This window comes from Gemmiger formicilis (genome assembly GCF_016900095.1).
GTDB lineage: Bacteria > Bacillota > Clostridia > Oscillospirales > Ruminococcaceae > Gemmiger > Gemmiger formicilis_A.
This window is the reverse complement of sequence record NZ_JACJJP010000004.1, coordinates 72,139-96,794: the sequence shown is the minus strand read 5'-3', so window position 1 is coordinate 96,794 and position 24,656 is coordinate 72,139. Positions and strand designations below refer to the sequence as shown.

Here is a 24,656-nt window from a genome sequence, read left to right as displayed (position 1 = left end):
CCATGCGCAATCTGGTGCGATATTTCGGCCTGACCTTTCTGCAATATATCGGGGTGGTGATAGCCTTTGTGGTGCTGGTGGTGCTGGGGGCCCGGTACACCCCGCTGTCTCTGTTTGAAAGCTACACATATATGATGCCCACGATGGGGTTGTGGCTCGCTCCGCTGACACTGGTCGGCTGCCATTCCACCATGGCGCTTCCCACCTATTTCGGGGTGCGCCGGTGGAATACATTTCTCTGTGTGCAGATCCTGGCGGTGGTCATGGAACTGTGTACGCTGGCCTTGGCGGTTGAAGGGACTTCTCTGATCGCTTCCTGGAATCCGGAGTATGACATGGTGCTGAGCGCGGGGGGAATCCCGGTGCTTCTGGCTGCATCCCTCACTGTCACCGAGATGGCTCTGCTGGCACAGTATCTGCCCCGGGAGGCCAAACAGCGAACCGCCTCCATTCTGATGGTCCTCATCATAATTGTCTTGTCTTCTTCCATCACCATCGGTTTTGTCAAGGCAATCGGGGTTCCGCTGGCCCTTTTCCCCATCCATGTGCTGCGTCCCGGTTGGGCGGTGTTTTCTCTGGTCTGTGCGGCAGCTGCCGTGATTCTGGGCATCCTGACCTGGCGTTTCTATCGAAAGGCGGTGATCCGGCTGTGAAAAACAAAGGACAAACTTTTGCCCGCACGTTGGGCAGTGTTCTCCAACTGGACACCAGGATGATGGCGACCCTGACAGGCGTTCAGGTGGCCGTCTGGGCCCTTACGGTCGGAATTCTGGCCGTGGTGGATGGGGATGCCCGAAGCGAGCCGCCGGCGCTCTTCCTGGGACTGCCGGGTATCTTTACCGTGTGTGCCGGTGCTATCCTTCTATTTATAGAAGGCATGCAGCAGTTCAACATGGATTTTGTGGTGCTGATCAACTTCGGCATTGCCCGCCGCCGTGCCCTGCAGGTGGGCTGGGTGGCTGTGCTGGGATACGGCGTGGTGACAACCGCGCTCTCTGCCGCTCTGGAGGCCTTCTGGTATTTTGTACTGACCGGCGGTCAGGGGGAAAGCTTCCTTCGTCAGATTCCTGCCTGGGGCTGGCTCTGCCTGGCGTTGATGCCGGCAGCCTTGTCGGCGCTGGCAGTGGGAGTGCTGCGCCGCTTCGGCGCAAAAGGCGGTCTGGTGCTCTGGCTGTCCTTTATGGTGCTGTGCCAGGTGCCCCAGCTGCTGGAAATCACATCCAAAGATGCCCTGGAGCTTCTGGTGGAAATACTGCCGGTATTTTTGCCTCTGGTGGGGCTGGCGGCAGCCATAGCCGGAACGGTTCTGCTGTACCGGGACAACGCCGCGGTCACAAACCGTTGACAAAGTTCGACCATCCACGCTACAATGCAAACAGGAAGGAGCGCCGCCCCGGCCGGGGCGGCGCTTGTTTTGTGACAGGAGGTGTACACCCATGCCGGATGGATACTGGAAAGGGCTGCTGCACAGCGCGGTTTACTCACCCCAGCGCTGGGCCGGGCAGCCGGAAATTTTGCGCCGTGATCTGGAACTGATGCACAAGGCCGGGCTGAACACGGTCACCCTGGCATCCGGGGCCTGGCCCTGGCTGGAACCCAGGGAAGGGGAGTACGCCTTTGATTGGCTGGACGAAGCCCTGGCCGCACTGGAAAAGGCCAAAATCCGGGTGATCCTCTCCGCCCAGGGGCAGGTATGCCCGCCCTGGCTGGGCCGGCATTATCCCGGCGCGCTGCACACCGAGGCGGACGGCTCCCGCCCGGCGCCCCGGATGGCGGGCGGACTGTGCCCCAGCCACACCGCCCGCCGCAAGAAGGTGCGGGAGATGGACGAACAGTTGGCTCGGCGGTACGGCAATCACCCGGCGGTACTGGGCTGGCTGGTCACCGGCATGGACCGGCCCTGCTACTGTTCCTCCTGTCAGAAGGCTTACCGTGCCTGGCTGCGCAAAAAGTACGAGACGCTGGGCGCCTTCAACGAGGCCGGCGGCACCGCCTATTCCGACTGGGAAGAGGTGAGCGCCCCCGCACCGGATCATACGGACCTGTGCGCCGCCATGGACTGGGATGGATTCTGCGCCCGGCAGAGGGCGGAACTGCTGCACATGGAAGCCCAGGCCATCCGCAAGGGCAGCCCCGACGCCCGCATCTTCACCGACATGCTGCCCGAGCAGGGCGGGGAAGGGGCCGACCTGACCCTGGCCGTGGTCCGTCCGGACTGGCGCACCGGCACCGACCCGTCCAGCGAGTGGAACCGGGCGGTGCGCACCGCCTTCGCCTATGACCGCGCCCGCTGTGCCCGGCGGCCGTTTGTGGCCCGGCAGCTGCCCGGCATCAAATGCCTGCGTCCCGGTCAGCAGCTGCTGGGTATGCTGCTGGCGGTGGCCTGCGGGGCAGACGGGGTGGAACACGCTGTCTGGCGGCAGCTGCCTGCGGGGCTGGACAACAGCGCCATCCTCAGCCGCAACGGCAGCGCCGAAACCCGCCTTTTCCGGGAAACCGCCGAAGCCGGGCAGGTGCTGCAAAAGCTGAATTTCGTGGGCGGTATGACCGCCAAGGCGCCGGTGGCTTTTCTGTATGACGGGCGCACCCCGGCGGGCCTGGCCGCCCTGGCCGCCGCCCACCGCTGCGGGGATCCCCAGAATGTGATTCTGGACCACTACGCCGCCCTGCTGGAAAACTACGTGGATGTGGACGTGCTGGACCCGGCAGCGGACTGGTCCGGCTACAAGGTGGTCACCGCCCCGCTGCTGGCGGTGTTCCGCCCCGATATGCCCAAACGCATGGAGGAGTACATCCAGCGCGGCGGGCACTTCCTGCTCACCTTCGGGTCCGGCCTCACCGATGAAAACGGCACCGCCGTGCCCGGCTGGCCGCCCATCGGACTGAACAACGTGTTCGGGGTGGGGTCGGAGGACTGCGACCCGCTGCTGCACGGGGAGACCAACAGCTTCACCTACGATGACCGGACCTACCCGGCGGTTTTCTGCTGCGATATCCTGCGCCGCACCGGGGCCCGGATGCTGGCCTCCTACGAAAAGGACTTCTACCGGGGCCAGCCCGCCCTGACCAAGCGGCCGCTGGGCTTCGGCTGCGCCTGGTATTTGGGCTGCCACAGCGACGCCAAATTCCTGCGCCAGCTGTACGCCGATATCCTGCGGGAAGCCGGTGTGCCCCGCCTGGCCGATATCCCCTATACCCAGGACCTGATGCTGCGCCGCCGCACCGACGGCAAGCGCACCTGTACCTTCTTTATGAACTTCTCTTCCCGGGTACAGGTCACGGCCGGGCACCGGCTGGACGCCTACGGCTGTGCCATGGACACCGCCTGGGCCCAGGAGTAAAACACGGTCAAACGCCGCAAAAAGACCTTGACAACCGGCCGCCCTTGCACTAAACTGAATGGTATCAAATGCAGTGCGGGGGAGTTCCGTGCGGGCAGTTTCCTTTTATAGAAAGCCGGGGAGGGTGGAAACCCGGCAAAGGAGCCCGGCGGTTGTCGCCCCCAAGCAGAAGGTGCGAACCGCCCGCCGGGGCGCAGTAGTGCCTTCCGTTTCGCCCCCGTTACCGGGCGGTCAAGGGGCCTTTGGGTTCAAAGGCAATTTGGGTGGTACCGCGGTTATTGTACAATTTACATGGCCGTCCCATGAGATTCTCTCACGGGACGGTCTTTTTTTCGTCCCGCACACAACGTAAGGAGGACACACGTATGGCAGAAACCGAGAAAACTCTGGCCAAACAGTATGACCCCAAAGGCACCGAGGATCGTGTCTATCAGAACTGGTGCGACAAGGGGTATTTCCACACCCAGATCGACCGCAGCAAGCGGCCCTTCACCATCGTGATGCCGCCGCCCAACGTCACCGGGCAGCTGCATATGGGCCATGCCATGGACGAAACCTGGCAGGATATCCTCATCCGCTACAAGCGCATGCAGGGCTACGCCGCTTTGTGGGTGCCCGGCACCGACCACGCCTCCATTGCCACCGAAGCCAAGGTGGTGGCCCAGATGAAGGAAGAGGGCCTGACCAAGGAGATGCTGGGTCGGGATGGCTTCCTGGAACGGGCTTGGGCCTGGAAGAACAAGTACGGCAACCGCATTGTCAGCCAGCTGAAGAAGCTGGGCTGCTCCTGCGACTGGCAGCGGGAACGCTTTACCATGGACGAGGGCTGCTCCAAGGCTGTTCTGGACGTGTTCGTCAACCTGTACAACCAGGGTCTGATCTACCGCGGCAGCCGCATGGTCAACTGGTGCCCCCACTGCAACACCTCCATTTCCGACGCCGAGGTGGAGTATGAGGAGAAGGAAGGCAGCTTCTGGCATCTGCTGTACAAGGTCAAGGAGACCGGCGAGATGCTGGAACTGGCCACCACCCGTCCCGAAACCATGCTGGGCGATACCGCCGTGGCCATCAACACTGACGACCCCCGCTACAAGCACCTGCACGGCTGCCATGTCATCCTGCCGTTGCTGAACAAGGAAATCCCCATTGTCTGCGACGAGCACGCCGACATGGAAAAGGGGACCGGCGTGGTGAAAATCACCCCCGCTCACGACCCCAACGACTTTGAGGTGGGCAAGCGCCACAACCTGCCCATGGTCCGGGTGCTGACCTACGACGGCCGCATGACCGGTGCCGCCGACAAGGCCGAGGCCGACGCCCTGCGCGCCAGCGGCCGGGCCAGCGCCGACGAACCCGAAGTGCTGGACTGCGGCAAGTATGCCGGCATGACCGCCATGGAGGCCCGCAAGGCCATTCTGGCCGACCTGGCTGAGGGCGGCTACCTGAAGGAGACCGAGCCCCTGACCCACGAGGTGGGCACCTGCTACCGCTGCCACACCGTCATCGAACCCATGATCTCCAAGCAGTGGTTCGTCAAGATGGATCCCCTGGCCGGCCCCGCCATCGAGGCCGTGGAAAAGGGCGATATCAAATTTGTGCCCGAGCGCTTCACCAAGAACTATATCAACTGGATGAAGGGCAGCCGCGACTGGTGCATCAGCCGCCAGCTGTGGTGGGGTCACCGCATTCCGGCCTGGTACTGCGCCGACTGCGGCGAGACCATCGTGGCCAAGGAAGCCCCCACCGTCTGCCCCAAGTGCGGCAGCACCCATCTGGATCAGGACCCCGACACCCTGGACACCTGGTTCTCTTCCGCCCTGTGGCCCTTCTCTACCCTGGGCTGGCCGGACAAGACCGAAGACCTGGACTTCTTCTATCCCACCAACGCCCTGGTCACCGGGTACGACATCATCGGCTTCTGGGTTTCCCGCATGATCTTCTCCGGCCTGGCCTACACCGGCAAGGCGCCCTTTGACACCGTGCTCATTCACGGTCTGGTGCGGGACAGCCAGGGCCGCAAGATGTCCAAGAGCCTGGGCAACGGCATCGACCCGCTGGAAGTCATCGACCAGTACGGCGCAGACGCCCTGCGCATGACCCTGGTGGTGGGCTCCACCGCCGGCAACGATATGCGCTACAGCGAAGAAAAGGTCACCGCCAGCCGCAACTTTGCCAACAAGCTGTGGAACGCTTCCCGCTTTGTGCAGATGAACCTGCCCGAGAACTTCGCCCCCGGCATGCCCGATGAATCCCTGCTGGACATGAGCGACAAGTGGGTGCTGTCCGAGCTGGCCAACGTGGCCGCCGAGGTCACCGCCAACCTGGACAAGTATGAGCTGGGCCTGGCCGCCGACAAGGTGGAAAAGTTCATCTGGGAGATCTACTGCGACTGGTATATCGAGATCTGCAAGTCCCGCCTGAATTCCGGCGACGAGACCCAGGCCGACACCGCCCGCAAGGTCCTGGTGTATGTGCTGGACAACGCCCTGCGGCTGCTGCATCCCTTCATGCCCTTCATCACCGAGGAAATCTACCAGGCTCTGCCCGGCAGCGCCGAGACCATCATGACCCAGTCCTGGCCGGACGCCAGGACCCTGCCCACCTGGCCGGAGGAGAGCGCCGACTTTGAAACCATGATGGCCTATATCAAGGCGGTCCGCGCCACCCGCAGCGACATGAACGTGCCGCCGTCCAAGAAGACCAGCATGATCATCGAGACTTCCGTCCCCGCCGCCTTCGAGAAGGGCAGCGTCTACCTGGCCCGCTTCGCCTTTGCCACCGACGTGACCCTCACCCCCAAGTATGAGGGCAGCACCGAAGGCATGGTCACGGTGGTCACCCCGGCCGCCCGCGGCTTCATCCCCATGATGGAACTCATCGACCGGGAGAAGGAGCTGGCCCGCCTGCAGAAGGAACTGGCCAAGAACGAAAAGGAAATTGCCATGTTCCAGAAGCAGCTGGACAACCCCCGCTTTGTGGAAAAGGCCCCTGCCGCCCTGGTGGAGGAGACCCGCCGCAAGCTGGCCGCCGCCCAGGACAAGCAGGCCGGCATCCAGCAGTCCATCGCCGCCCTGTCCTGACAGGCCGGACGCTGGTAACGTTCCCTTACAGGAAAGAAAACCCATGACAAGACAAGAAAAGACCGACCTCTTCCTGCTGGCCTGCTTTGTGGTCAGCCTGGGGGTGTATGTGGCCATCTTTGCTTCCGCCTTTGTGGAACTGCCCCTGAATATCCGTCCCTGGCACCAGAGGCTGCTGCTCTTCTTCCATTTTGTGCCCCTGTTCTTTTTGCAGCTGCTCATGTGCCATATGCCCGGTCCTGCCTGGCACCGGGTCCTGCCTCTGGCCCTGTTTCTGGTGCCTGCCGTGCTCTTTGCGCTGTGCACCGGCGGGGCGCTTATGGGCTGGATTCTGGCCGGGTTCTGGTGTGTGGCTCCCTTGCTGGGCTGCCTGTGCGGCTGGCTGGTATGGGGGCTGGTTTGCCTGGCACGCCGTCTGCGCAAGCCCCGGGCCTGAAGGTCCGCCCTTGACAAACCCCGCCCCCGCGCCTATAATTAGTAGCGTTATTTTGCAAAACACGCTGACGGAGAAAGTACGCGCGCTGCAAACCCAGGCAAAGAGAGGGCGGTCACCGGCTGAAAGCCGCCCCATGGGTCCCGCGCGGAAGTTCCCTCCCGAGTGGTCCGCGGGAACGGCCCTGCCAAGGGCTCAGTAGTGCGGAACGGTCCCGCCCCGTTACGGCGGAAGGACACGCCAGTGTCCGCAGAGTGCCGCCGCATCTGCCGGCGGAACACGGGTGGTACCGCGGAGTTTTTACAGCTTCGTCCCTGAACAACATCAGGGACGGAGCTTTTTTATTTGGCTTCGTCCCGCAACCGCAACAAAAGGAGAGGTGCGAAATGCAGGAAAAGATCAACGCACTGCGCGCGCAGCTGGAAGCCGACCGTGACGCCGTGCACAACAAGGAGGAACTTTCCGCCTTCTGGCAGAAATACCTCAGCAAGAACGGCGCCGTCACCGGCCTGACCAAGAGCCTGCGGGACGTGGCCAAGGAAGACCGCCCCGCCGCCGGCAAGCTCATCAACGAATGCAAGGTCTGGGCCGAGGGCGTGTACGAAGCCCTGTCCGCCCAGATCGAGGCCGCCGAGCTGGAAGCTCGCAACAAGGCCGAGACGGTGGACATCACCCTGCCCGGCAAGGCCAACCTGACCGGCGGGCTGCATCCCATCACCCTGGTCAAGAACGAGATCATCGACGTCTTCTCCGGCATGGGCTTTGAGATCTACGAAGGCCCCGAAATCGAGGACGACGAGCACAACTTCACCCGCCTGAACGTGCCCAAGAACCATCCCGCCCGGGATATGCAGGACACCTTCTATGTGGCCGAGGACATCGTGCTGCGCACCCAGACCAGCGGCGGCCAGATCCGCGTCATGGACGCCGAACGCCCGCCCATCAAGGTGCTGGTGCCCGGCCGCGTCTTCCGTTCCGACTCCGACGCCACCCATTCTCCCATGTTCCACCAGATGGAAGGCCTGGTGGTGGACAAGGGCATCACCCTGTGTGACCTGCAGGGCATGCTGGACAAGTTCGTCCAGGCCCTCTTCGGACCGGAAGTCAAGACCCGCCTGCGTCCTTCTTACTTCCCCTTCACCGAACCCAGCGTGGAAGTGGACGTTTCCTGCTTTGAGTGCGGCGGCAAGGGCTGCAGCCTGTGCAAGCACACCGGCTGGATCGAAGTGCTGGGCGCCGGCGTGGTGCACCAGAACGTGCTGCGCAACTGCGGCATCGACCCCGAAGTGTACTCCGGCTTTGCCTTCGGCATCGGCATCGAGCGGATTGCCATGCTCAAGTACGGCATCAACAACATCGGCCTGATGTTTGAAAACGACCTGCGCTTCTTGCAGCAGTTCAAGGGCTAAGGGAGGAAGAAACCAATGAAAGTACCGTTCAGCTGGCTGAAACAATATGTCGATATCGACGTGACCCCCGAAATCCTGCAGGAAAAGCTTTTCTCCTGCGGTTTTGAGGTGGAAGAACTGATTTATATGGGCGCCGAAATCTCCAAGGTGGTCGTGGGTGTTGTCACCGAGGCCGTCCCCCAGGAAGGCACCCATCTGCACATCTGCAAGGTGGACTGCGGCCCCTACGGCCATGACATCCAGATTTCCACCGGCGCCCCCAACGTCTACGTGGGCATGCACACCCCCGCCGCCCTGGATGGCGCCACCCTGCCCGGCGGCATTACCATCAAGGCCAAGCCCCTGCGCGGCGTGGAATCCAACGGTATGCTCTGCTCCGGCGAGGAACTGGGCCTGAATGAGGACCTGTACCCCGGCGCCGAAGTCTACGGCCTGCTCGACCTGCCCAAGGACACCGTCCCCGGCGATGACATCCGCAAGGTGGTGGGCCTGGATGAGTATATCTTCGATATCTCCATCACCGCCAACCGCGCCGACTGCCAGAGCATCCTGGGCATTGCCCGGGAGGTGGCCGCCGTGTTGGGCAAGCCCCTGAAGATGCCCGCTACCGACTACACCACCACCGACTACAAGGACCCCCGCCTGTCCATCACGGTGGAAGCCCCCGACCTGTGCCCCCGCTACATGGGGCATTACGTGCGCAACATCACCTGGGGCACGTCTCCCCGGTGGATGCGCCGTCAGCTGGCCCTGTGCGGCCTGCGCAGCATCTCCAACGTGGTGGATATCACCAACTACGTCATGCTGGAGATCGGCCAGCCCATGCACGCCTTTGACATGAGCACCCTGGAAAGCTGCCAGATCATCGTCCGCCGCGCCGCAGAAGGGGAGACCATCACCACCCTGGACGGCAAGGAGTTCACCCTGACCCCCCAGAACCTGGTCATCTGCGACGGCCACAAGCCGGTAGCCCTGGCCGGTGTCATGGGCGGTCTGAACAGCGAAATCACCGAGAACACCACCCAGCTGCTGTTTGAATCCGCCAAGTTCGCCCGGGACAACATCCGCAAGACCGCCCGCGGTCTGGGCCAGAACACCGATGCTTCCGCCCATTACGAGAAGGGCGTGTCGGAGTACACCACCGAGCTGGGCATGGCCCGTGCCCTGCACCTGATTCAGGAGCTGAACTGCGGCGAGATCACCTCCAGCGAGTTTGATGTGTCCGCCGGCGCTTCCCGGGAAGGCAAGCACTTCTCCGCCCGCATCAGCCGCATCAACGCCATTCTGGGCATCGAGGTCCCCACCGACGCGGTGCTGGACATCCTGCGCCGTCTGGATTTCCAGGTGGAGCTGCAGCCGGACGGCGACACCATGCAGGTGGTGGCGCCCCGCTGGCGTGAGGATATCGAGGTGGGCGAGCCCGACCTGGCCGAAGAGGTCATCCGGGAATACGGCTACGAGCACATCACCCCCACCTTCCTGAAAAACGCCACCGTCACCAACGGCGGCCTGAATCCCGACCAGCAGCGCCAGGCCCGGGCCAAGAACACCGTCTGCGCCCAGGGCTTCTATGAGGCCATCACCCTGGCGTTCTACGCCGACGCCGACCTGGACGCCCTGCACATCGCCGCCGATGCACCGGAGCGCAACGTGGTGCGCATCCTCAACCCCCTGACCTCCAACCTGACCATCATGCGTCCGCTGCTGGCTCCGTCCCTGCTCAACGTGGTGGTGGAAAACCTGAAGAAGGGCAACACCGCCGGCCGCCTGTTCGAGCTGGCCAACGTCTACGCCCCCGCCGAGACCGTCAACCAGCTGCCCAACGAGACCCTGCACCTGGGTCTGGCCGCCTTCGGTGAAAAGGAGGACTTCTTCGCCCTCAAGGGGGCCATCGAGGCCCTGGGCGCCGCCTTCGGCGTCACCTTCGACTACCGCCGTGCCCAGAACACCCCCTGGCTGCACCCCGGCATCTCCGCCGACATCCTGTGCGGAGATGAGAAGATCGGCGTCTTCGGCAAGCTGGCCAACGACGTGACCGCCGAGCTCAAGCTGCCCAAGGACAGCCGCGACAACCAGAAGATCTTCCTGGCGGAGATCGACTGGCCCGCCCTCATGGCCCACCGCCGTCCGGCCCTGCGCTATGCCCCCATCTCCGAGTTCGCCTCGGTGGCCCGTGACCTGGCGCTGGTGGCCGACGAGGAGACCGCCTGCGGCGATATCATTGCCGAAATGCACCGCGCATGCCCCAGCCTGGGAGATGTGGAACTCTTCGACATCTACCGCAGTGAGGCAGTGGGCGAAGGAAAGAAGAGTATGGCTTTCACCCTGCACTTCGTGCCCGCCGGCAAGGCTCTGACGCCCGAGGAGATCGACCGCTTCGTCAAGAAGATTCTGGGCAACCTGAAATATCGTCTGAACGTGGAAATCCGCTGATGATGTTTTTCTGAGCCCCATACAAAAAAGTCCCGCCGTACATTGTGTACGGCGGGGCTTTTTGTTCAGCAGACATATCTTTTAATGGGCCACGGTGTTGTTGATGACCAGCAGGTCTCCGTCTTCCAACACGGTGTCCCCGTTGGGAATCAGGTATTCCTGACCCCGGCGGATCAGCACGATCAGGGCACCCGTGCGGCGGGGCAGATCGGCCAGACGGCGGCTCTCGGGCAGGTCCCCGGCATGGATGACCTTCTCGGTCAGGGAAGCGGCGGGGGCTTTGTCCTGCTCCAGGGCGCAGAGAACCAGCAGATCCCCCGGTTCCAGCACGGTACTGCCGGTGGGTACCAGGGTTGCTTCTCCCCGGCACAGACTGACCAGAATGGTACCGGGGGGCAGCAGAATCTCCCGCACCGCCTTGCCGCACCAGGTATGGCCTTCCGGAACCGCAATCTGGATGAACTGTACCGGCGCTTCGTCCACATAGTCGGTGAAAGTCTTGAGAATGTTACCCTGGGTGTCGATCATGTCCAGCCGGCGGGCCGCGGCGGGCAGCAGCGACCCCTGCACCAGAATGGAGAACAATACCACCACAAACACGATGTGGAAGATGTCCGTCTCCATGTAGGCGGGGCTGATCACCGCCATCACCGCAAAGACCACCGAAGCGGCGCCCCGCAGTCCGGAGAAGGAAACCAGCAGTTTTTGTCCCAGGCTGCCCCGGAAAGGCGCCATGAGCAGGAACACCGCCACCGGACGGGCCACCAGGGTCAGGAACAGGGCGATACCCAGAGCGGGCAGCAGCACCGCCGGCATGCGGGAGGGGAAGGAGAGCAGACCCAGCACAAAGAACAGGATCATCTGCATGATGCTGGTCACCCCGTCAAAGAAGGGAACCAGCGTTTCCTTGTGGCCGATGTCCCCGTTGCCCAGGATGATGCCTGCAATGTAAACGCTCAGAAATCCGTTTCCGCCCAGCATGGTGGGGGCGGCGTAGGCCAGCAGGGCGGTGGCCACCACCAGAATCACGTCCGAACCGGGGAAGGAAAACCGCGCCCGGCGCAGCAGCCACAGGGCCGCTGCCCCCACGCCAAAGCCGAATACCAGCCCGAAGGCCAGCTGTTGCATCAACAGCAAAGCGGCGCCGCCCGGGGTGATGCCGCCCTCCATGGCGGCCAGCAGCACCGCCGTCAGCATGTAAGCAAAGGGGTCGTTGCTGCCGCTCTCCACCTCCAGAAGGGAGTCGGTGTTTTCTTTCAGAGCCAGATTGCGGGCGCGCAGGATGGAAAATACCGATGCGGCGTCGGTGGAGCCCAGTACCGCCCCGCACAGAAGCCCCTGCAGCAGGGACATGCCCAGCACCAGATGGCAGAACCCGCCGGTGAGCAGGGCGGTCAGCAGGGTGCCGACGCTGGAAAGCAGGATGGACGGGACCGCCACCGGGCGGGCAGCGCGCCAGTTGGTGCCGAACCCGCCGTAGAACATGATGAACACCAACGCCACCGAGCAGATCTGTTCGGTGACGGCGTAGTCGTCAAAGGCAATCCTGAAAAGGCCGTCGGACCCGAAGAGCATGCCCAGAAACAGAAACACCAGCAAGGCCGGAATCCCCAGCCGGGCACTCAGTTTCAAAAACAGCGTGCAGGCCAGCATAACCACGGCCGCGAACAAAAGCAAAGATGCGAGCATGAAGCCTCCCTTCTTTGAAAGGACATTAAAACGTACTGTAATTAACTATACCATATCGGCACAGGTTCTGCCAAGGGGAGGCTGTGGCGGAAAAATGCTTTTGTTTATTCAAAAAACAGGCCAAAAAACAAAAGATTCTTAAAATGTGCCCGGCAAAAACACGCAGAAAGCCTGGCGTAGCCTTTTTTGACTTGCTCCGCGGAAGGATTCGTGGTATTCTATACGAAGTACGCAACTCTGCTTTGAAAAGTCTTTATGGTGTAAGAAACTGGAAAGGGAGCGTGCGTGCGACGGGCGACCGTTGCCCTTGACGGCCGTCCGTTTTTTATTGCGCACGCAAAATTCGAGGTGGACATTTACACCAAAATCGCATATACTTAGAGGATATTATGTGATGGAATTGCCCTGTAAAACAATGAACCTTTGATATGGAGGAAATCCGATATGTGTGGAATTGTTGGTTTTACCGGACGTGCGCAGGCTGCGCCCATTCTGCTGGACGGCCTGGCGAAACTGGAATACCGTGGGTATGATTCTGCCGGCCTGGCTGTGCAGAACGCGGCCGGCAAGATTGAGATCGTCAAGGCCAAGGGACGTCTGCGGGTACTCAGCGAGATGACCGACGGCGGCAACGCCGTGCCCGGCACCTGCGGCATCGGCCACACCCGCTGGGCCACCCACGGGGAACCCTCGGTGATCAACGCCCATCCCCACTACAGCCGGGATGAAAAGATTGCGGTGGTGCACAACGGCATCATCGAAAATTACCAGGAACTGAAAGACTGGCTCATCAACCGCGGCTACAACTTTGTGTCCCAGACCGACACCGAAGTGGTGGCCCAGCTCGTCGACTACTACTACACCGGCGAAGCCGCCGGGGATCCGCTGGATTCCATCACCCGCATGATGATGCGCGTGCGGGGCTCCTACGCCCTGGGCATCCTGTTTGCTGACCAGCCCGGTGTGGTCTATGCGGTGCGCAAGGACAGTCCCCTCATTGTGGGCCATGCCGAGGATGGCAACCTTATTGCCTCCGACGTGCCCGCCCTGCTCAAGTACACCCGCACTGTCTATTACATCGACAACCTGGAGATTGCCCGCCTGACCCCCGATTCCATCGAGTTCTACAACATCGACCGGGAACCGGTGGAGAAGGAATCCACCACCATCGAATGGGATGCCGAAGCGGCCGAAAAAGGCGGCTACGAGCATTTCATGATGAAGGAAATCCATGAACAGCCTGCCGCCGTGCGGGATACCCTGAGCCCCCGCATCAAGGACGGCAAGGTGGACCTGAGCGAGCTTTCCCTGGACGAGGAAGCCATCCGCGGCGTGCGCCGCATCTACATTGTGGGCTGCGGTTCCGCCTACCATGTGGGGGTGGCCGCCCGCTATGTCATCGAAAGCCTGGCCCGGGTGCCGGTGGAGGTGGATGTGGCCAGCGAGTTCCGGTACCGTGACCCGGTGCTGGAACCGGACTCCCTGGCCATCATCATCAGCCAGAGCGGCGAGACCGCCGATACCCTGGCGGCTCTGCGGCTGTGCAAGGACCGGGGCGTGCGCACCATCGGCATCGTGAACGTGGTGGGCTCTTCCATCGCACGGGAAGCCGACGCCACCCTGTATACTTGGGCCGGCCCGGAAATCGCCGTGGCCACCACCAAGGCCTACAGCACCCAGCTGGCGGCCTGCTACCTGCTGGCCATCGCCTTCGGCCAGGTGCGGGGCGTGCTGGATGACGACCGCGCCGCCGCTCTGGTCACCGAACTGCAGGCGCTGCCGGACAAGATCGAGAAGACCCTTGCCGACAAGGAGCGCATCCAGTGGTTTGCCAGCAAGTACGCCAACGCCCACGATGTCTTTTTCATCGGCCGCGGTCTGGACTACGCGGTGGCCCTGGAAGGCAGCCTGAAGTTCAAGGAAATCAGCTACATCCACTCCGAAGCCTTCGCGGCAGGGGAGATGAAGCACGGCCCCATCTCCCTGGTGGAGAAGGGGACCCTGGTGGTGGGCATCCTGACCCAGCCGGAACTGTACGAAAAGACCGTGTCCAACCTGGTGGAAGCCAAGAGCCGCGGCGCCTTCCTTATGGGGTTGACCAGCTACGGTAACTACAACATCGAGGACACCGCCGGCTTCACCGTCTATGTCCCCAAGACCGACCCGCACTTTGCCATCAGCCTGTCGGTCATTCCGCTGCAGCTGCTGGCCTACTATGTCAGCTGCGCCAAGGGCCTGGATGTGGATAAGCCGCGCAACCTGGCCAAGAGCGTCACGGTAGAATAAAACTGAACACGGCGGGCACTTTTGTCTGAATTGCCAAAAATTTGGCAGTGATTTTGTGCGCCTTTTGCTCCGTTTGGCCCGGCTGAGCCGGGACAAACGGGGCAATTTCGTGTTATAATACAAAACGAAGTCAAAATTTTCGTGCGGGGCCGGCGTCGCAGCCCGATGCGCCCCGCCATATACTGTGGCGTGGCGGCCGTTTTTTTCGTCCGGGCCACTTTTTCGCCGGAAACAGGGAAGATAGAACGCATGAAGAAAACAAACGAACAACTCATCAAAGGCCTGCCCCGCCGCATTCTGCTGATGCTGCTGGACTGCGGGCTGATTGTGCTGTGTTATTACATTGCCATTCTGCTGCGCTTTGACGGCGAGGACGCTTTCCGCCGCCATGAGGTCATCACGGCCATGGCGCCCATGCTGAGCTATATCCTGCCCATCTACATGGTGGTGTTCTGGTTCGGCGGCCTGTACGAGATCATGTGGGAGTATGCCGGTATGCGGGACCTGGCGCGCCTGATGTGTCTGTCAGGGCTGGCCACCGGGTTCAGTTTGCTGTTTGATATGCTGTTCCGCACCCGTACCATCAGCGGTACGGTGCTGATCATCGGCGCGGTGCTCAACACGGCGGCGGTGGCCGGCGTGCGCTTTTTGTGGCGGCTCATGCGCACCGTGCGGCAATACACCCATAATTCCCCCAAGTCCACCCGCCGCGCCCGGGACAAAACGCCGCTGCTCATCGTGGGCGCCGGCAATGCGGGCGCCTGGGCGGTCAACCTGTGCAAAACCAAAAATTCCACCTTCGGCAACCCGGTGGTCATCGTGGATGACGACCTGACCAAAAAGAATCTGCGGGTGCAGGGGGTACCGGTGCGGGGGACCATTTCGGATATTCCCGAACTGGTGCGCAAGTACCATATTGTGGAGATCGTCATCGCCATCACCACCCTGAAAGGTGAGCGCCTGCGGGAGGTCATCAACCTCTGCAACTCCACCCATTGCCGGGTGCGCATGCTCAACGATCCCCAGGCCGTGGACGAAAGTGGCAAGCCGGTGGTGGCGGGCCTGCGTGAGCTGAACACCGCCGACTTCCTCTCCCGGGACGAAATCCAGCTGAACAACGCCCAGATTTCGGAGTATCTGCATGACAAGATCGTGCTGGTCACCGGTGGCGGCGGCTCCATCGGCAGCGAACTCTGCCGCCAGATCATGCGCTACAGCCCCCGCCAGCTGCTGATCTTCGACATCTACGAAAACTGTGCCTACGAGCTGGAAATGGAGCTGCACAACAAGTACGGCGCCGACGCTCCCATCATCACCCTCATCGGCTCCATCCGGGACAAAGCCCGCCTGGATGAAGTGTTTGAAACCTACCACCCGTCGGTGGTGTTCCACGCGGCGGCCCACAAGCACGTGCCGCTGATGGAGGTAAGCCCCGCCGAAGCGGTGAAAAACAACGTCTTCGGCACCAAGAACCTGCTGACCTCCGCCGCCGAGCACGACGTGGAGCGGTTTGTACAGCTGTCCACCGACAAGGCGGTCAACCCCACCAACGTCATGGGCTGCACCAAGCGTATCTGCGAAATGCTCATTCAGACCTTTGCCAGCAACACCACCATGAAGTGCATGGCGGTGCGTTTCGGCAACGTGCTGGGTAGCCACGGCAGCGTCATTCCGCTGTTTGAAGAGCAGATCAAGCGGGGCGGTCCCGTCACCATCACCCATCCGGACATCGTGCGGTATTTCATGACCATCACCGAAGCGGCCCAGCTGGTGCTGCAGGCCGGCGGTCTGGCCAAGAGCGGCAGCATCTACGTGCTGGATATGGGCGAGCCGGTGCGCATCATGGACCTGGCCAACCGGCTGATCCGCTTCTACGGGTACGAACCGGGGGTGGATATTCCCATCGAGATCACTGGCTTGCGCCCCGGCGAAAAGCTGTACGAGGAGCTTATGCTGGATTCCGAGCAGGACAAGATGATGAGCACCGCCCACAACAAGATCTTCATTGCGCCGCCCATGGACATCGACCTGGCCCGTTTCTATGAGGAACTGCAGAACCTGCACGCCTGCGCCGAGCACAACGACGAAGCGGTGGTGGTGGGGTTGCAGCGCATTGTGGGGCGGTACCATCCCAACCGCAAACTGAACGAGGACCACACCGTCAGCGCGGCCCACGGCAACACCGCCGTCATGGACAAGAGCGAGATCGAGCACGCCATGTCCCAGGCCGCCAAAGAAAGCAAGGAGGGCAAAGATGTATCGTAACTATATCAAACGCCTGCTGGATCTGCTTCTTTCGGCCGTTGCGGCGGTGGTGCTGGCCATTCCCATGGCCATTCTGGCCATCTGGATCAAGATCGATTCCCCGGGGCCGGTGTTTTTCAAGCAGCGGCGGGTGGGGGCGCACAAGACCCATTTCAACATTCTGAAGTTCCGGACCATGCGCGGGGACACCCCTCACGATGTGCCCACCCATCTACTTAAAAACGCCAACTCCTATATCACCAAAAGCGGGGCTTTCCTGCGCCGCACCAGCCTGGACGAACTGCCCCAGATCTACAACATCCTGGCAGGGCAGATGAGCATCATCGGCCCTCGTCCGGCGTTGTACAACCAGTACGATCTGATCGAAGCCCGGGACGCGGTGCATGCCAACGATATCCGTCCCGGTCTGACCGGTCTGGCCCAGGTCAACGGGCGGGACGAACTGCCCATCGACGTGAAGGCCCGGTACGATGGAGAGTATGCCGCCGACATTACCTTCCGGAAAGATCTTGCCATCTTTTTCCGTTCCATCACCTACGTGTTTGAGCGCCGCGGTGTGGTGGAAGGGGGCACAGGTGCCCTGGAAGAGGAAAAAAAGAAGAAAAATTGACGGTATATACCGGTTTTTGCCTTTTTTGCCCGGCCGATTTCGGCCGGGTTTTGTCATTTTGACGGAAAAAACCAGGGTACATTTTCCCGCCAAAAACGAATAAATTTTGCACAAAACAAAACTACACAAGAAAATATTGAAATTCTCGTTGAAATATGTTGCAAAAGTCAAGTTGATTGTGTAAAATATACATCAGGGACCCGTTGGTTTGGGTCAAAATAACGGCAGAGTGACCGTCGAGGGGCCGTATGGCAAATTGGTCATTCAGCACAATGGTAAGGAGAGGCAGCATATGGCGAACAGGGTATTCCAAAATGTGGTCTACCAGATGAAAGACGCGATCGACCGCGTAGTGGGTGTGGTGGATGAAACGGGGGCTGTGATCTCCTGCTCGGAACTGGGGCAGATCGGCGAAGTGCGGGAAGGGTTTGCCGCCGTCCGGCTGACGGCGGGGGACGCCTTCTTCAAGGACGGCTACGCCTACCACCAGTTCTCCAACGCAAAGCATAACGATTATGCCGTGTTTGTGGAAGGCAGCGATACCACCGCCAGCCAGTTTGCGGCGCTGCTGTCCATCAGCCTGCAGAGCATCAAGCAGTACCATGATGAAAAGTTTGACAAGACCAACTTCATCAAGAACGTGGTGCTGGACAATATCCTGCCCGGCGATATCTACGCCAAGGCCCGGGAACTGCATTTCGTCTCCGACGTGCAGCGGGTGGTGCTGCTGATCCGCGTGACCAGCGGCAACGATATTTCCGCCTACGATGTGGTCAGCGGTCTGTTCCCGGATAAGCAGAAGGACTTTGTCTTCAATATCAGCGAGAGTGATACCGTCCTGGTCAAGGAAATCCGTCCCGACACCAGCACCCGCGATATGGAAAAGCTGGCCGCGTCCATCGTGGATAACCTCCAGGGTGAACATTACATCAAGGCCGTGGTGGGCATCGGTACCCCCATCGGCAACATCAAGGATCTGGCCGCCAGCTTCAAGGAAGCCCAGATCGCCATGGAAGTGGGCAAGGTCTTCGACACCGAAAAGCAGGTCATCTCCTACGATCACCTGGGCATTGCCCGGCTGATCTATCAGCTGCCCACCACTCTGTGTGAAGCCTTCCTGCACGAAGTGTTCAAGCAGGACAGCATCGACAGCCTGGATTCCGAGACTCTGTTCACCATCCAGCGCTTCTTTGAAAACAACCTGAACGTTTCCGAGACCAGCCGCGGCCTGTTTGTGCACCGCAATACCCTGGTCTACCGCCTGGAAAAGATCAAGAAGCTCACCGGCCTGGACCTGCGCAAGTTCGACGACGCCATCGTCTTCAAGGTGGCCCTGATGGTCAAGAAGTATCTGTCCGCCAACCCGGCCAAATACTGAGAAAAGCCTTTGCGGCGCCCTGTTCCTTCGGGAACGGGGCGCTTTTGTATGCGGTGGACACACGGGCGGTAACGTCGAGTCCCTTTTTCCGTTTTTACAAAAGAAAAGGCCAGTCGGCCAAATTTTTACAAACTTATCAAAAAGCCCTTATCACCCCGCAAAAATCACGTTTGTACAAGAGAAGATCCCCCGCCGCAACCTTGACGCAAGGGGCGATTCATGGTACATTAGTATCTGTATCGTTCTGCCCGTTTGGGGCAGGGAAGTCTCAGAACCGCAGGAGATTGCCATGATTCAGTTTGAACACGTTTCCAAAGTGTATGAAACCCAGAGCGACGAAAACGTTGCCCTGGAGGATATCAATATCGAGATCGAAGAAGGGGAGTTTGTCTTCATCCTGGGCCATTCCGGCGCGGGCAAATCCACCTTCCTCAAGTTGATGCTGATGGAGGAAAAGCCCACCGAAGGCAAGGTCTTCATCAACGGCCAGGACCTGACCCGCCTGCGCCGCCGCAAGGTGCCCTACATGCGTCGCCAGATGGGCGTGGTGTTCCAGGATTTCCGCCTGATTCCCACCATGACCGTCTACGAGAACGTGGCCTTTGCCATGCGTGTGACCAACATTTCCACCAAGACCATCAAGAACCGGGTGCCCTTTGCCCTGAGCCTGGTGGGCCTGGAAGACAAGATGGACCGCCTGCCGGACGAGCTTTCCGGCGGCGAGCAGCAGCGCGTGGCGGTGGCCCGTGCCCTGGCCCACGGTCCCAAGCTCATCATTGCGGACGAGCCCACCGGCAACATCGACCCGGAAATGAGCATGGACATCATGCAGCTGTTTGAGGCCATCAACAAGGTACATATCACCGTGGTGGTGGTCACCCACGAACACGAACTGGTGCACAAGCTGGCCCAGAAATACAACAACCGCGTCATTACCCTGGCGCACGGGCAGGTGGCTTCGGATACTTCCCACCCGGAAGTGGCCGAACAGTACGAAGCCCGTATGCGGGAAATGGGTATGGAACCGGCTTATCTGTAAGGGGGCTTGAGGATGCGTTTTTCCAGTTTTACTTATCTGGTAGGGCAGGGCCTGCACAACATGCGGGCCAACCGCCTGATGACCTTTGCGTCCATGGGCGTGCAGACCGTCTGCATGATTCTGGTGGGCGCGGCGATGCTGTTCGGCATGAACATCGACGCCATGGTGGATTATATCGGGGATCAGAATGAAAGCTATGTCTACCTGGTGGACGGGCTGAGCGATGAGCAGATCACCGCCGCCGGCGACGCCATCAAGGGGGTGCCCGGGGTGGTTTCGGTCAGCTACATTTCGCCCACCGACGTGCTGACGGAATTTGACGATATGCTCCAGAACTACACCAACCTGATGGATACCTTTGCGGAGGATAACCCTTTCCATTCCATGTACCGGGTAACCGTGGATGATGTGGCCAACATCGACAGCATCATCAACCAGCTGTGCATGATCGAAAATGTGGAAAGCGTCAGCGCCACCCGGGAACTGTCCAAGCTGTTCGTCTCCATCCAGCAGGTGGTCAACTACATCAGCTACGGCCTGGTGGCGGTGCTGGCCCTGGTCAGCATCGTGGTCATCAACAACACCATCCGTCTGACCGTCTTTGCCCGCCGCAAGGAAATCGGCATCATGAAGCTGGTGGGGGCCACCAACGGCTTTATCCGGTTCCCCTTCTTTGTGGAGGGCGTTACCTCCGGCCTGATCTCCGCCGCCATTTCCTCCGGCGTGGTCTGCGGCGCCTATTACGCCCTCTACCGCTGGTACTTGGAAAATCCCACCAACCTGTCCAACCTGCTGGGCGGGACGCTGGTTCCGCTGGAGAATGTGTGGTATTACATCGTCATCGGTTTCGTGGCCTTCGGCTTTGTCATGTGCGGCATCGGCACCGCCACCAGCATCCGCAAACACCTCAACGTCTGATTATTAGGTGGAGGAAATCCAAAGCATGATCTCACTCGCAGTCAAAAAACATCTACGGCAGGCCGCTTCGCTGGCCCTTACCCTGGTAATGGCCACGGCGCTGTTCTGCCAGGCAGCCACGCCGGCTTACGCCGATCAGAAGCAGCAGGAACTGGAAGACAAGAAAAACCAGCTTCAGGAAGAACTGAACGAGATTCACAACCAGCAGTCGGCCAACCAGGAAAACCTGGAAAATGCCCAGGACCAGAAACAGCAGCTGGAAGCCCAGAATGCCGAGCTGAAACAGCAAGTGGCCACCATCTCCAACCAGCTGGACGACATCAAGACCCAGATCGGCGAAACGGAGGATGCCATCACCGCCAAGCAGGCGGAGGTGGACCAGAAGCAGGCGGAATTTGACGCCCGCTGGGACGGCTTCAAGGAGCGCATGAGCAGTATGCAGATGCTCCATTACAGCGGCGGCATCGATATTCTGTCCAACGCCACCAACCTGTTTCAGCTGCTCAACTTCACCCAGGCTCTGGCCGATATCTCCGAGAAGGACGAGGAAGTGTGCCAGGAACTGGATGACGAAAAAGCCGCGCTGAACCAGGAAAAGCAGGAACTGGAGGACCAAAAGGCCCAGCTGGAATCCCAGGAGGCCACCCTGGCCGACAGCCAGAACCAGCTGAATAGCACCATCGATAAGCTGGTGGCCAACATCCAGCAGCAGGACGCCACCATCAGCGAGGCGGAAGCCCGGGCCGAGGCCCTGGCCGCCGCCGAAAGTGAGAAGCAGGCTGAGTTCAACAAGGCGGCGGACGAGTACGACTCCTACCTGCGCTCGTTGATCAACAGCAGTAGCAGCAGCGGCACCAACGCCACCCTGTCCTGCTCTCTGGATTTTATCTGCCCCCTGGACAGTTATAAGTACATCTCCTGTGAGTACGGCAGCGGCGGCCATAAGGGCCGTGACTATGCAGCCCCCGGCGGTACGCCCATCCACGCGGTGGCGTCCGGCCAGGTCATCACGGTGGAAAGCCACTACAGCTACGGCTACTACGTCATGATCTACCACGGCACCGCTGACGACGGCAACAACTACACCACCCTGTACGCGCACATGAACTCCTGGCCTCCCGTCAGCGTTGGCCAGGCCGTGTCCAAAGGCGATGTGATCGGGTATGTGGGTTCCACCGGCAATTCCACCGGCAACCACCTGCACATTGAGCTGCGCCAGAACGGCGCCCGCATCAACCCGGCCCTGTATATCCCGTCGTAATTGTATGTTAGGAGGCGTTCCCATGGAAAATCATCACAAGACCGGTATCCGCGTGGTCTGTCTGGTCATCGCGGTGCTGATGGTTGCGGGTCTGTTTTCCTCGGTCGTTTATTCCCTGGTCTGATCCTACCGCCAAGACTGTGGCAGACGGCTTTGTTCCGCCTGCCGGATAAGGAGATTACCTGATTCATGAGCAGAAAAGTCAACCTGGCCGTGGCCGCCACCGTCACCCTCATCGCAATGGCCGTGACCTTCTCGATCACCATGGTCGTGTCCATGGATATGTTCAACAATACGGTGTCCAGCGTCAAGAACAAGGAACGCATGTACAACAAGCTGTCGGAAATCGACCGCTACGTGCGCGACAACGAATACTTCGACATCAATGAGGACACCCTCAACGACACCATTGCGTCCGGGTATATGCTGGGCATCAGCGATAAATATGCCCGCTACTATTCGGCCAAAGCCTACACCGAAAAGGTGGGGGTGGAAAGCGGCCGCCTGATGAACATCGGCGTGTCGGTGATCAAGGATGCCTCTTCCGGGTACGCCCGCATCATCCGGGTATATGAGAACAGCCCTGCCAGCGAGGTTGGCTTGCAGGTGGGCGGCTTTATTACCAACATCGACGATGCCAGCGTGCGCACCATGACCGACACGGCGGCCATCACCTCCGCTCTGCTGGGGGAGGAAGGCACCACCGTCCGCATCACCTATCTGAACCCCGACCGCCAGGAACAGCCGGCGGTGGAGCTGGTTCGTTCCAACTATACCACCGCCACCGTCTTCACCCAGATGACGGGGGACAACTGCGGGTATGTGTGTATTGATGCCTTTGCCTCCACCACCGGCACCGAGTTCCGCACCGCGGTGGAATCCCTGCTGAACCAGGGGGCCAAGGCACTGGTGTTTGACCTGCGCAACAACACCGGCGAGTCGTTGGAGGCGGCGCTGGTGGCCGCCGACTACTGCGTGCCTGCGGGGCTGATTGCCCAGAGTCAGGCCAAGGACGGCACCGTGACCGACCTGCGCATTTCGGATGACCACGAGATCACCGTGCCCATGGTTTGCCTGGTCAACGGCAACACTGCGGGCGGGGCCGAGCTGTTTGCCAACGCCCTGCGCAAGATGGCGGGCGCCAGCATTGTGGGCACTGCCACCGCCGGCAAGGGTGTGGTCCTCAGCGAACCCCAGAGCTTTTCCGACGGCAGCGCGGCGGTCATCACCATCGGCCTGCTGCTGGACAACGAAGGCCAGAGCTGGAACGGCAGCGGCCTGACCCCGGATGTGGAGGCTACCCTGACCGCCGACGAACAGAACAGCTACTATGACTTTACGGTCGAGACCGACCCGCAGATCAACAAAGCGGTGAACTCGGTCATGGCCATGGTCGGGTAAGGAGGGCCACCTATGCCGGCTTTAACCGACCTTTCCACCATCCGCGACCTGTGTGCGCGGTATGACTTTGCCCTTTCCAAGGGCTTTGGTCAGAACTTCATCATCAATCCCGGCGTCTGTCCCCGCATTGCGGAAGCCTCCGGCATCGGCCCCGGCTGGGGTGCCCTGGAGGTGGGCCCCGGTATCGGTGTCCTCACCGAACAGCTGGCCCAACGGGCCGACAAGGTGGTTTCGGTGGAGGTGGACAAGCGCCTGGAACCCCTTCTGGCCGAGACTATGGCCGGGTACGACAACTTTAAATTGGTCATGGGGGACGTGCTCAAGGTAGACCTGGCCGCTTTGCTGAAAGAAGAATTCGGCGACCGTCCGGTGGCGGTCTGCGCCAATCTGCCGTATTACATTACCAGCCCCATTCTGATGCGCCTTCTGGAAGAGAAACTGCCGGTGGAGAATATCACCGTCATGGTGCAGAAAGAGGCCGCACAGCGCCTGTGTGCCGCCCCCGGCACCCGGGAAGCCGGGGCCATCAGCTACGCCGTGGCCTATTACTCCAGCCCCAAAATGCTCTTCACGGTGCAGCCGGGCAGTTTTTACCCGGCGCCCAAGGTCACCAGCGCGGTCATTCGTCTGGATGTGCACAAACAACCCACCGTGCAGGTGCCGGGCGGGGACGAAGCGGGGTTGTTCCGCTTGATCCGGGCGGCCTTCTCCCAGCGGCGCAAGACCATTGCCAACGTGGTGGCTTCCGGGTTGAATCTGCCCAAATCTCAGGTGCAGGAGGCCTTGCAGGTTGCCGGCCTGGACGCCCGCCTGCGCCCCGAACAGCTGACGCTGCAGCAGTATTGTGACCTGCTGGGGGCGCTGTCCGGTTGACAGGGCAGCCCGGCCATGTTACAATAATATAGTCCCCGCTGGCATAGCTCAATTGGCAGAGCAGCTGATTTGTAATCAGCAGGTTGCAGGTTCGATTCCTGTTGCCAGCTCCAAAAATACCGCGTCATTGCGTTGCATTTTGCAACCGGTGACGCGGCTTTTTTTGCTTTCTTGATATTTGACTACTTTTTGACTACTTTTCATGAAAAAAGTGACGCTTTTTAATTCGAAAAAGTGACG

17 protein-coding genes and 1 tRNA gene are annotated in these 24,656 nt (G+C 60.7%); 17 read left to right on the top strand and 1 reads right to left on the bottom strand.

Annotated features, from left to right (window positions below; genetic code table 11):
- The first annotated feature begins 2 nt into the window (after positions 1–2).
- The 7 genes from H6B15_RS03235 (at position 3) to pheT (ending at position 10,696) form a co-directional block, all read left to right on the top strand.
- Positions 3–653, top strand: a complete 651-nt coding sequence (locus H6B15_RS03235) for a hypothetical protein (RefSeq protein ID WP_204646056.1) — start codon at positions 3–5, stop codon at positions 651–653.
- The gene (locus H6B15_RS03230; RefSeq protein ID WP_204646054.1) at positions 650–1,345 is read left to right on the top strand and encodes a hypothetical protein; all 696 of its coding nucleotides are present in this window, start codon (positions 650–652) and stop codon (positions 1,343–1,345) included. Before H6B15_RS03235 ends, H6B15_RS03230 begins: the two co-directional genes overlap by 4 nt.
- A gap of 91 nt (positions 1,346–1,436) precedes the next feature.
- Positions 1,437–3,341, top strand: a complete 1,905-nt coding sequence (locus H6B15_RS03225; protein WP_204646052.1) for a beta-galactosidase — start codon at positions 1,437–1,439, stop codon at positions 3,339–3,341.
- Between the two features lie 365 nt (positions 3,342–3,706).
- Positions 3,707–6,421 (top strand): valine--tRNA ligase, encoded by a 2,715-nt coding sequence (locus tag H6B15_RS03220; RefSeq protein ID WP_204646050.1) that lies wholly within the window; start codon positions 3,707–3,709, stop codon positions 6,419–6,421.
- A 43-nt stretch (positions 6,422–6,464) separates the two neighbouring features.
- Positions 6,465–6,857 (top strand): hypothetical protein, encoded by a 393-nt coding sequence (locus H6B15_RS03215; RefSeq protein ID WP_204646037.1) that lies wholly within the window; start codon positions 6,465–6,467, stop codon positions 6,855–6,857.
- 383 nt (positions 6,858–7,240) lie between these two features.
- The gene (gene pheS / locus H6B15_RS03210) at positions 7,241–8,263 is read left to right on the top strand and encodes a phenylalanine--tRNA ligase subunit alpha (protein ID WP_204646035.1); all 1,023 of its coding nucleotides are present in this window, start codon (positions 7,241–7,243) and stop codon (positions 8,261–8,263) included.
- Positions 8,264–8,278: 15 nt separating this feature from the next.
- Positions 8,279–10,696 carry a phenylalanine--tRNA ligase subunit beta gene (pheT, locus tag H6B15_RS03205; RefSeq protein WP_204646033.1) on the top strand — a complete coding sequence of 806 codons (2,418 nt, stop codon included), beginning with the start codon at positions 8,279–8,281 and terminating at the stop codon, positions 10,694–10,696.
- 81 nt (positions 10,697–10,777) lie between these two features.
- Here the strand turns inward: pheT and H6B15_RS03200 are convergent, their stop codons facing one another.
- Positions 10,778–12,385 carry a potassium/proton antiporter gene (locus tag H6B15_RS03200; RefSeq protein ID WP_204646031.1) on the bottom strand — a complete coding sequence of 536 codons (1,608 nt, stop codon included), beginning with the start codon at positions 12,383–12,385 and terminating at the stop codon, positions 10,778–10,780.
- 444 nt (positions 12,386–12,829) lie between these two features.
- Here H6B15_RS03200 and glmS point away from each other — a divergent pair, with 444 nt between their 5' ends.
- From glmS to H6B15_RS03150, 10 genes are all read left to right on the top strand, one after another.
- Positions 12,830–14,671: a glutamine--fructose-6-phosphate transaminase (isomerizing) gene (gene glmS, locus H6B15_RS03195; protein ID WP_204646030.1), complete on the top strand. Its 1,842-nt coding sequence runs from the start codon at positions 12,830–12,832 to the stop codon at positions 14,669–14,671.
- A 249-nt stretch (positions 14,672–14,920) separates the two neighbouring features.
- Positions 14,921–16,936, top strand: coding sequence for a polysaccharide biosynthesis protein (locus tag H6B15_RS03190; RefSeq protein WP_204646028.1), 2,016 nt, complete (start codon positions 14,921–14,923; stop codon positions 16,934–16,936).
- Positions 16,926–17,546, top strand: a complete 621-nt coding sequence (locus tag H6B15_RS03185) for a sugar transferase (protein ID WP_204646026.1) — start codon at positions 16,926–16,928, stop codon at positions 17,544–17,546. Before H6B15_RS03190 ends, H6B15_RS03185 begins: the two co-directional genes overlap by 11 nt.
- Positions 17,547–17,838: 292 nt before the next feature.
- Positions 17,839–18,924: a PucR family transcriptional regulator gene (locus H6B15_RS03180; RefSeq protein ID WP_204646024.1), complete on the top strand. Its 1,086-nt coding sequence runs from the start codon at positions 17,839–17,841 to the stop codon at positions 18,922–18,924.
- A gap of 289 nt (positions 18,925–19,213) precedes the next feature.
- The gene (gene ftsE, locus H6B15_RS03175) at positions 19,214–19,963 is read left to right on the top strand and encodes a cell division ATP-binding protein FtsE (RefSeq protein WP_204646022.1); all 750 of its coding nucleotides are present in this window, start codon (positions 19,214–19,216) and stop codon (positions 19,961–19,963) included.
- 12 nt (positions 19,964–19,975) lie between these two features.
- Positions 19,976–20,881, top strand: coding sequence for a permease-like cell division protein FtsX (gene ftsX, locus H6B15_RS03170; RefSeq protein WP_204646020.1), 906 nt, complete (start codon positions 19,976–19,978; stop codon positions 20,879–20,881).
- Between the two features lie 25 nt (positions 20,882–20,906).
- Complete coding sequence (locus H6B15_RS03165; RefSeq protein WP_204646018.1) at positions 20,907–22,142, top strand: murein hydrolase activator EnvC family protein; 1,236 nt, start codon at positions 20,907–20,909, stop codon at positions 22,140–22,142.
- Between the two features lie 189 nt (positions 22,143–22,331).
- A complete protein-coding gene (locus H6B15_RS03160; protein ID WP_204646016.1) occupies positions 22,332–23,543 on the top strand; it encodes a S41 family peptidase in 1,212 nt (403 codons plus the stop codon).
- Between the two features lie 12 nt (positions 23,544–23,555).
- Positions 23,556–24,416 (top strand): 16S rRNA (adenine(1518)-N(6)/adenine(1519)-N(6))-dimethyltransferase RsmA, encoded by an 861-nt coding sequence (gene rsmA / locus H6B15_RS03155; RefSeq protein WP_204646013.1) that lies wholly within the window; start codon positions 23,556–23,558, stop codon positions 24,414–24,416.
- A 37-nt stretch (positions 24,417–24,453) separates the two neighbouring features.
- A tRNA-Thr gene (locus tag H6B15_RS03150) sits at positions 24,454–24,529 on the top strand.
- The last annotated feature ends 127 nt before the right edge of the window (positions 24,530–24,656 follow it).

What these genes read in the sequence shown, in the direction of transcription:
- H6B15_RS03200 (WP_204646031.1), bottom strand. Translation starts at nt 12,385, where the DNA reads ATGCTCGCATCTTTGCTTTTGTTCGCGGCCGTGGTTATGCTGGCCTGC.
- pheT (WP_204646033.1), top strand. Translation starts at nt 8,279, where the DNA reads ATGAAAGTACCGTTCAGCTGGCTGAAACAATATGTCGATATCGACGTG.
- H6B15_RS03190 (WP_204646028.1), top strand. Translation starts at nt 14,921, where the DNA reads ATGAAGAAAACAAACGAACAACTCATCAAAGGCCTGCCCCGCCGCATT.
- H6B15_RS03215 (WP_204646037.1), top strand. Translation starts at nt 6,465, where the DNA reads ATGACAAGACAAGAAAAGACCGACCTCTTCCTGCTGGCCTGCTTTGTG.
- H6B15_RS03235 (WP_204646056.1), top strand. Translation starts at nt 3, where the DNA reads ATGCGCAATCTGGTGCGATATTTCGGCCTGACCTTTCTGCAATATATC.
- H6B15_RS03220 (WP_204646050.1), top strand. Translation starts at nt 3,707, where the DNA reads ATGGCAGAAACCGAGAAAACTCTGGCCAAACAGTATGACCCCAAAGGC.
- ftsE (WP_204646022.1), top strand. Translation starts at nt 19,214, where the DNA reads ATGATTCAGTTTGAACACGTTTCCAAAGTGTATGAAACCCAGAGCGAC.
- glmS (WP_204646030.1), top strand. Translation starts at nt 12,830, where the DNA reads ATGTGTGGAATTGTTGGTTTTACCGGACGTGCGCAGGCTGCGCCCATT.
- pheS (WP_204646035.1), top strand. Translation starts at nt 7,241, where the DNA reads ATGCAGGAAAAGATCAACGCACTGCGCGCGCAGCTGGAAGCCGACCGT.
- H6B15_RS03180 (WP_204646024.1), top strand. Translation starts at nt 17,839, where the DNA reads ATGGCGAACAGGGTATTCCAAAATGTGGTCTACCAGATGAAAGACGCG.
- H6B15_RS03165 (WP_204646018.1), top strand. Translation starts at nt 20,907, where the DNA reads ATGATCTCACTCGCAGTCAAAAAACATCTACGGCAGGCCGCTTCGCTG.
- ftsX (WP_204646020.1), top strand. Translation starts at nt 19,976, where the DNA reads ATGCGTTTTTCCAGTTTTACTTATCTGGTAGGGCAGGGCCTGCACAAC.
- H6B15_RS03225 (WP_204646052.1), top strand. Translation starts at nt 1,437, where the DNA reads ATGCCGGATGGATACTGGAAAGGGCTGCTGCACAGCGCGGTTTACTCA.
- H6B15_RS03185 (WP_204646026.1), top strand. Translation starts at nt 16,926, where the DNA reads ATGTATCGTAACTATATCAAACGCCTGCTGGATCTGCTTCTTTCGGCC.
- rsmA (WP_204646013.1), top strand. Translation starts at nt 23,556, where the DNA reads ATGCCGGCTTTAACCGACCTTTCCACCATCCGCGACCTGTGTGCGCGG.
- H6B15_RS03160 (WP_204646016.1), top strand. Translation starts at nt 22,332, where the DNA reads ATGAGCAGAAAAGTCAACCTGGCCGTGGCCGCCACCGTCACCCTCATC.